General features: G+C 63.2%; 5 protein-coding genes and 1 pseudogene. 4 read left to right on the top strand and 2 right to left on the bottom strand.

Annotated elements, in window-relative coordinates:
- Positions 1–447 precede the first annotated feature (447 nt).
- Positions 448–4113, top strand: coding sequence for a vitamin B12-dependent ribonucleotide reductase (locus NEI07_RS19380; protein ID WP_256036934.1), 3666 nt, complete (start codon positions 448–450; stop codon positions 4111–4113).
- A 434-nt stretch (positions 4114–4547) separates the two neighbouring features.
- On the opposite strand, the gene NEI07_RS19385 is transcribed toward NEI07_RS19380, so the two are convergent.
- Entirely contained in the window at positions 4548–4871 is a 324-nt protein-coding gene (locus tag NEI07_RS19385; RefSeq protein WP_256036935.1) for a GIY-YIG nuclease family protein, read from the bottom strand.
- A gap of 332 nt (positions 4872–5203) precedes the next feature.
- Between NEI07_RS19385 and NEI07_RS19390 the strand changes: the two genes are divergently transcribed.
- Both NEI07_RS19390 and NEI07_RS19395 read left to right on the top strand, forming a co-directional pair.
- Complete coding sequence (locus NEI07_RS19390; protein ID WP_256036936.1) at positions 5204–5776, top strand: general stress protein; 573 nt, start codon at positions 5204–5206, stop codon at positions 5774–5776.
- A gap of 186 nt (positions 5777–5962) precedes the next feature.
- Positions 5963–6733 (top strand): hypothetical protein, encoded by a 771-nt coding sequence (locus tag NEI07_RS19395; protein ID WP_256036937.1) that lies wholly within the window; start codon positions 5963–5965, stop codon positions 6731–6733.
- Here NEI07_RS19395 and NEI07_RS19400 read toward each other — a convergent pair.
- Positions 6730–7080: a septal ring lytic transglycosylase RlpA family protein gene (locus tag NEI07_RS19400; protein ID WP_256036940.1), complete on the bottom strand. Its 351-nt coding sequence runs from the start codon at positions 7078–7080 to the stop codon at positions 6730–6732. The two genes, NEI07_RS19395 and NEI07_RS19400, sit on opposite strands and share 4 nt — an antisense overlap.
- A 407-nt stretch (positions 7081–7487) precedes the next feature.
- On the opposite strand from NEI07_RS19400, the pseudogene NEI07_RS19405 reads away from it, so the two are divergent.
- Positions 7488–7747 (top strand): annotated as a pseudogene (locus tag NEI07_RS19405) (hypothetical protein); the annotation flags it as partial.

The following is a 7747-nucleotide window of genomic DNA, read 5'->3' on the forward strand; positions in this document are numbered from 1 at the left end:
CGATAGCAGGCGTCTCGAAGGGCGAGGGCTGATGCGCGCTGATGCAGCTCCAAAAGTCCCCCTTGCCGAATCTGCGCAGATGCCGGACGCTCAGTCCTGCCCGAGTGGAATTTTCCCCTTTATCCACTAACTTATCCACATGTTGTCGCTTTATTAATTTTCACCACTATATCTTGACGTCGTCGCAAGACTCACGCAGTCTGGAGGCAACACGAATGGCGACGCGGCGAACGGTCTCAATGACGTTCGGCGAGTTTCGGCGACAGCCGGACGAGAGCGTTGCTTTGCGTGGGGTGATCCTCGTTTTCGGCGTGCTTTCAATCGCGGCGTATCCATCCGCAAGCGCGGGGCGCGCGTCTTTCGAGTTCAGAATTGGGCAAAAATTGCGTCGCGAGCCGGCGAACGGCTGCGTGCGGGCGGACGCCTGCGCTTTGAGGGGATGAGACGATGAAAATTGAGCGGCGCTACACCAAGGCGGGCGAATCTCCTTATGCGAACATCCCGTTCCGCACGACGAAGAGCGAGATCCGCAACCCCGACGGCTCGGTCGTCTTTTCTCTCGACAATATTGAAGTGCCCAACCAGTGGAGCCAGGTCGCGGCCGACGTTCTGGCGCAGAAATATTTCCGCAAGGCCGGCGTGCCGGCGCGCTTGAAGCGCGTCGAGGAGAACGCCGTCCCGTCCTTCCTGTGGCGCTCGGTCGCCGATACGGAAGCGCTCAGCGAACTCCCCAAGGATCAGCGCAACGGTTCCGAAATCTCGGCCAAGCAGGTCTTCGACCGTCTCGCCGGCGCCTGGACCTATTGGGGCTGGAAGGGCGGCTATTTCGATACTGAGGAAGACGCCCAGGCCTTCAGCGACGAGCTTCGCTACATGCTCGCCATGCAGATGGCGGCGCCCAATTCGCCGCAATGGTTCAACACCGGTCTGCACTGGGCCTACGGCGTCGATGGGCCGAGCCAGGGGCATTTCTATGTCGACTACGCCAATGGCAAGATGGTGAAGTCGAAGTCGGCCTATGAGCATCCGCAGCCGCACGCCTGCTTCATCCAGTCGATCGCCGACGATCTCGTCAACGACGGCGGCATCATGGATCTCTGGGTGCGCGAGGCGCGGCTGTTCAAATACGGCTCCGGCACCGGCACCAATTTCTCGAAGCTGCGCGGCGAGAAGGAGAAGCTTTCCGGCGGCGGCTCGTCCTCCGGCCTGATGTCCTTCCTCAAGATCGGCGACCGCGCGGCGGGCGCGATCAAATCCGGCGGCACGACGCGGCGCGCGGCGAAAATGGTCGTCGTCGACATCGATCATCCCGACGTCGAAGCCTTCATCGACTGGAAGGTGAAGGAGGAAGAGAAGGTCGCCTCGCTGGTCACCGGCTCGAAGATCGTCAAGAAGCATCTCAAGGCGATCATGCGCGCCTGCATGAACTGCGAAGGCCCCGGCGACGACTGCTTCAACCCCGAGATCAATCCGGCGCTGAAGCGCGAGATCAAGCTCGCGCGCAAGAACGACGTGCCGGACAATTACATCAAGCGCGTCATTCAGTTCGCCAAGCAAGGCTACAAGGACATTCACTTCGACACCTATGACACGGACTGGGACAGCGAAGCCTATCTCACCGTCTCGGGCCAGAACTCCAACAACTCCGTGCGCGTCACGGATGAGTTCCTGCAGGCGGTCGAGAAGGACGGCGACTGGACCCTCATCAAGCGCCTCGACGGCAAGCCGGCGAAGACGCTGAAAGCCCGCGATCTGTGGGAGAAGATCGGCTACGCCGCCTGGGCGTCCGCCGATCCGGGAATCCAGTTCCACACGACGATCAACGACTGGCACACCTGCCCGGCCGGCGGCCCGATCCGCGCGTCCAATCCGTGTTCGGAATATATGTTCCTCGACGACACGGCCTGTAATCTCGCCTCGCTCAATCTGCTGCAGTTCCGGGACCTCGAGACGAAGCGCATCGACGTCGAGTCTTATGAGCACGCCGTGCGGCTGTGGACCGTCGTGCTCGAAATCTCGGTGCTGATGGCGCAGTTTCCCTCAAAAGAAATCGCGCAGCTGTCCTATGACTACCGCACGCTGGGCCTCGGCTTCGCCAATGTCGGCGGTCTCTTGATGTCGTCTGGCGTCGCCTATGACAGCGACGCCGGCCGCGCCATCGCCGGCGCGCTGTCGGCGATCATGACGGGCGTGTGCTACGCGACTTCCGCCGAAATGGCCAAGGAGCGCGGCCCCTTCGCGCGCTTCATGGAGAATCGCGAAGCGATGCTGCGGGTCATCCGCAATCATCGCCGCGCCGCGCATGGCGAACGCGTCGGCTATGAGCAACTGGCGATCGCGCCCGTGCCGCTCGACGTCGCCGCCTGCCCCGACCCGCTCTTGGTGGAACGCGCCGGCGCCGCCTGGGACAAGGCGCTCGCGCAAGGCGAGCTCTACGGCTATCGCAACGCGCAAGTCACGGTCGTCGCGCCGACCGGCACCATCGGCCTGGTGATGGATTGCGACACGACCGGCATCGAGCCCGATTTCGCGCTCGTCAAATTCAAGAAGCTCGCGGGCGGCGGCTATCTCAAGATCGTCAACCGCGCCGTGCCGGAAGGGCTGCGTTCGCTCGGCTATCGCGAGAGCGAGATCGCCGAGATCGAGGCCTATGCCGTCGGCCACGCCTCGCTCTCCAACGCGCCGGCGATCAATACCACGAGCCTGCGGGCGAAGGGGTTCACCGACGAGAAGATCGCGGCGGTGGAAGGAGCGCTGCGCAGCGCCTTCGACATCAAATTCGTCTTCAACAAATGGACGCTCGGGCAGGACTTTCTCACCGGCGTGTTGAAAGTTCCAGCGGCCGCGCTGGACGACAAGAACTTCGATCTGCTGACGCATCTCGGGTTCTCGCGCGCCGACATCGACGCCGCGAATGTCCATATCTGCGGCGCGATGACTCTGGAGGGCGCGCCGCATTTGAATCGCGAGCATTATCCGGTGTTCGACTGCGCCAATCCCTGCGGGCGCACCGGCAAGCGCTATCTTCTGGTCGACTCGCATATCCGCATGATGGCGGCGGCGCAGCCCTTCATCTCGGGCGCTATCAGCAAGACCATCAATATGCCCAATGACGCGACGATCGAGGATTGCGAACAGGCCTATCTGCTGTCGTGGCGCCTCGGGCTCAAGGCCAACGCGCTCTATCGCGACGGCTCCAAGCTCTCGCAGCCGCTCTCGGCGCAGCTCATCGCCGACGACGATATCGACGCGATGGACGTCGTCGAGGAACTCGTCACCGCCAATATGCCGGCGCGCGCCGCGACCATCGCCGAACGCATTGTCGAGCGCGTCGTGCATCAGGTGATCCGCGAGCGCGAGAAGCTGCCGAACCGGCGCAAGAGCTACATTCAGAAGGCGACGGTCGGCGGCCACAAGGTCTATCTGCACACCGGCGAATATGAAGACGGGCGGCTGGGCGAAATCTTCATCGACATGCACAAGGAAGGCGCGGCCTTCCGAAGCCTGATGAATAATTTCGCCATCGCGATTTCGCTCGGCCTGCAATATGGCGTGCCGCTCGAGGAATATGTCGACGCCTTCACCTTCACCCGCTTCGAGCCCGCGGGTCCGGTGCAGGGCAATGACGCGATCAAATACGCGACCTCGATCCTCGACTATGTGTTCCGCGAGCTTGCCGTCTCCTATCTCGGCCGCAACGATCTCGCGCATGTCTCGCCCGAAGACGTCGGCCATGACGTGCTCGGCAAGGGCCAGCATGAGGGCAAGGCGCCCGAGACGAACTCCGTCGTCTCACGCGGTCTCTTACGCTCCAAGACCGACAGGCTGATGGTGGTGCAAGGCGGCGAAGCTCTTGGCGCCGCTCGAAACATCGGCGGCGCGGTCGCGCTGCGCGAGACGCCGGGCGCAGAGCATGAGGCGAGCGATCCGACCTCGACGCTCGGCTGGACCGAGCCGACGAAGACCGTCACCGGCGTCGCCGAAAAACGCGCCGAAGCGCGCATGAAAGGCTATGTCGGCGAAGCCTGTCCCGAGTGCGCGAATTTTACGCTGGTGCGCAACGGCACGTGTTTGAAGTGCGAGACGTGTGGGGCGACGACGGGGTGTTCGTGAGCCACTAATCGTAGTGACAGTAAGAAGCCTAATCACCGAATTAACACGAATGTCGCAGTCCTCGTCCTTCGAGACGCGCCTACGGCGCTCCTCAGGATGAGGACTGCTTATTGGCGCTCTATGGCCGCGAGCGGAAAGAGGCGATAACACTTTGCACGCCGCGCAACATAAGGCCCCTCATCCTGAGGAGCGAGCGAAGCTCGCGTCTCGAAGGACGAGGGGCCGACTCCAATAGCGGACAATCGGCAACCGCTTGCTTTCTGCGAAACGCAAATTCTGAGTCGCGCAGTCATCGTCCTTCGAGACGCGCCCTGCTGGCGCTCCTCAGGATGAGGACTGCTTATAGGTGCCTCATGGCGAGGACTGCCGCTGGCGCTCCTCAGGATGAGGACTGCTTATAGGCGCCTCATGGCGAGGACTGCCGCTGGCGCTCCTCAAGATGAGGATGGCCCGGGACCGCCCTTCTTGTTCCGGCGCGCCGACAACGCCGGCAGCGCATCGTAGTCGCCTCTGATCAACGCTTCCTTCTTCGCGCGGCTCCAGCCTTTGATGCGGCGCTCTGTGGCGATGGCGTCCGTCAGCAACTCGAAACGTTCGGACCAGACCAGCGTCACCGGTCGCCGCCGCGCCGTGTAATCGGCGTTAATTCCGAGATTGTGCTCGCTGACGCGGGTTTCGACCTCCTTGCGCGTCAGCCCGGCGTAATAGCTGCCGTCGGCGCAGAGCAGGATGTAAACGCTCGCGCCATCGATCTGCATCGCAGTCCTCGTCCTTCGAGACGCCGTTTTCAGCGGCTCCTCAGGATGAGGACTGCTTTTTGGCATGTCCAGTTCGGGATCGGATCGGAAGACGTCGAGTGTGCGCCAACGCCAATCCCGCTCTGCACGCGGCGCAGTCCAAGGCCCCTCATCCTGAGGAGCGCGCGAAGCTCGCGTCGCGAAGTGCGAGAGGCGAGTGTCGGCGCGTCGGGACGCCAGCTTTCCCCACCCCGCGATTTTTCCCTGCTTGCCGCCTCTTGAAGACCGGGCGCGCCGCTCTGTTTAATCAAGAGCGCGGCCGCGCGCCAAATCGCCGCGCAGGAGCAAGAAACATGGACGCGAAGAGAGACACCACCCCTGAAGAACGTCATGAGCTGCGCGAGGTCGTCGGCCTGTTCGACACGGTCGACACGCTGCAATCGGCGATCGACGATCTTCTCACCGGCGGTTTCGACCGCTCGGAGATCAGCCTTCTCGCCGAAGAGGACAAAGTGCGCGAGAAGCTCGGCGATACGGACGTGAGCGCCGACGCGCTTGAGGACAGTCCGCGCGCGCCGCGCACGCCTTACATCGACAGCGAGTCGCTCAATATCGGCAAGGCCTCGATGGTCGGCGTGCTGTTCTACGTCGGCGTCCTCGTCGGCGCCGGAATCACCCTTGCCTGGGGCCTGTCGCTGACGAGCGCCATCGCGGTCGGACTGCTGACCGGCGGCGCAGCCGGCGTTTTTGGGCTGCTGGCTTCGAAGCTCGTCGGCGATCGCCAGACCAAATGGGCGCAGTCGCAGTTGAAGCATGGCGGACTGCTGCTTTGGGCCCGCGTCTGGAACGATGAGCGCGAACGCGCGGCGATGGAAATCATGCGGCGCCACGGCGGCCGCGACGTGCATGCGCATATGGGAGCATAAGCGCAGCCGTCGATTGTCAACTGAGCGCATGGCTTTTATCATTGCATCGTATGGCCCGTGGCCGGTCGGCGGCGGTCGGGTTCCTGTGCGTGACGCCATGCGTGTCTCATGCGTGTCTTGGCGATTTTCATTGTTTTTTGCTTTTGGGCCGTTGCGGCGCGGTCGGCCTTCGCTGGCGCGTGGCTCATGCCGCCCGGCGCAGGACAGGCGATCGTCACCACGACCTTCGCCGACGCGCGCAAAGCCTATGACGCCAGCGGCCGCCTGATCCAGACGCCCTCCTATCGCAAATTTGAGACGCGCCTATATGTCGAGCACGGCCTCGTCGACTGGCTGACGATCGTCGCCGAAGGCGGCTATATGAATTTCCGCGGCGCCGCGGGACCCTACGACCACCTCAACCTGCTCGTCGAGGAAGCCAAGGCCGGCCTGCCGCTATCGCTCCAAGGACCGCCGGGCGCGCGCTATGAAGGCCTCGGATTAGGCGCGCTCGGCGCGCGGACGCCGCTCTTCACCTGGGGCGATTACATCGTCTCGCTGCAGGCGGGGGTGCGTGCGGCCTCGCCGGCCGCGCGGCGGTTCCTCGATATGCGCGATCCCGTGCAGGCCGACCTGCGGCTGCTCGTCGGCCGGCCCTTCGAGTTTTTCGGCTTTCCGGCCTTTGTCGACACGCAGCTGGGTTACCGGTCGCGCGGACAGAACGGCGACGAAATTCGCGCCGACCTCACCGTGGGCCTGCGCCCCCTGCCCACGATCCTGCTTCTCGCACAAAGCTTTTCCGGCTTTGCGCCGAGAGGCGGCCCGGCGGGCGTCGTCGCCGCGCAGAAATTTCAGCTGAGCGCGGTCTATGACGTGACCGCGTCGCTTTCGTTGCAGATCGGCGCGATCGCCGCGATCGGGGGCGTCAACTCGCCCGCCGAACACGGTCTGATCAGCGCATTATGGTGGCGCTATTAGTCGGCGATCGGCTCGATTTTGACCTGGGCGACCCCAGCCGATCTGAATCCGAGGCTGTCAGCCGCCGCGACCGAGACATCAATAACCCGCCCGCGCGTGAAAGGCCCGCGATCGTTCACCGTGACGACGACCGAACGATTGTTACGCAAATTGGTCACCCGCACCTTCGAGCCAAAGGGCAATGTCCGATGCGCGGCCGTAAGGGCGCCAACATGCCCGCCGCTAGCCGTGCGCCCCCTGTGCGCGTAATAGGACGCTTGGCCGACCCAATCGCCCGCTTGCGCCGCGGCCGACGCGAATAGGCTCGCGAGCCCGAGGGCCAGAACTCCCGACATACGCTTTTTCACAACATTCTCCTTGCCAAGGGCCGCAGGGCGACTCTGCGGACTTCTCGCCAATAGAAATCGCTCGTGACCAAACAATGGCGAGATCAGAAGCGTCACGCCGGGACCCTTTGAACACTCCAAAGAATTATGAAACCGCACTTGAACAATATTGTTCCAATACTGCTTATTCTTGTCTTTGATCGACATGACCGCTTTGCGTAAACACGTCTTTTAGGCCTGCGACATAAGTGCAACACACCAGAACTATTTTCACACTTCCCCTGCTCAAGCGTCGAAGCCAGAGCTTCTTGAAGTGCGTGCGCCGGGCGCGATTTAGTGAAGTTGGCGGGGTTGGCGGCGAAATTTGAGCGCGCCAGGACCGCGCATGATTTTCGCCGCCAGCGCAAGTGCACGATCAGGAGCTGGACATGTCTCAATCGGTCAAAACGGCAGTCGCGACGGCCGCGCTCGTTATCGGGTTGCTGGCCCATACGGGCGCCGCTGAGGCGCAAAGGGGCGGTTTTGGCGGCTTCCGAGGCGCTGGTCTCGGCGGCGGCTTCGGCGGCGGTTTTGGCGGTTTCCGTGGCGCTGGTCTCGGCGGCGGTTTCCGTGGCGCGGTTTTGCCTGGGGGCTTTAGAGGGGGCTGGGCCGGCGGCGGCTGGCGCGGCGTAGGTTGGGGCGGCGGATG

The sequence above is a fragment of the Methylocystis suflitae genome (genome assembly GCF_024448135.1).
In the GTDB taxonomy this organism is placed as follows: domain Bacteria; phylum Pseudomonadota; class Alphaproteobacteria; order Rhizobiales; family Beijerinckiaceae; genus Methylocystis; species Methylocystis suflitae.

Excerpts from the sequence above, each read along its gene's own strand:
- NEI07_RS19385 (WP_256036935.1), bottom strand. The coding sequence starts at position 4,871 with ATGCAGATCGATGGCGCGAGCGTTTACATCCTGCTCTGCGCCGACGGC.
- NEI07_RS19380 (WP_256036934.1), top strand. The coding sequence starts at position 448 with ATGAAAATTGAGCGGCGCTACACCAAGGCGGGCGAATCTCCTTATGCG.
- NEI07_RS19395 (WP_256036937.1), top strand. The coding sequence starts at position 5,963 with ATGCCGCCCGGCGCAGGACAGGCGATCGTCACCACGACCTTCGCCGAC.
- NEI07_RS19390 (WP_256036936.1), top strand. The coding sequence starts at position 5,204 with ATGGACGCGAAGAGAGACACCACCCCTGAAGAACGTCATGAGCTGCGC.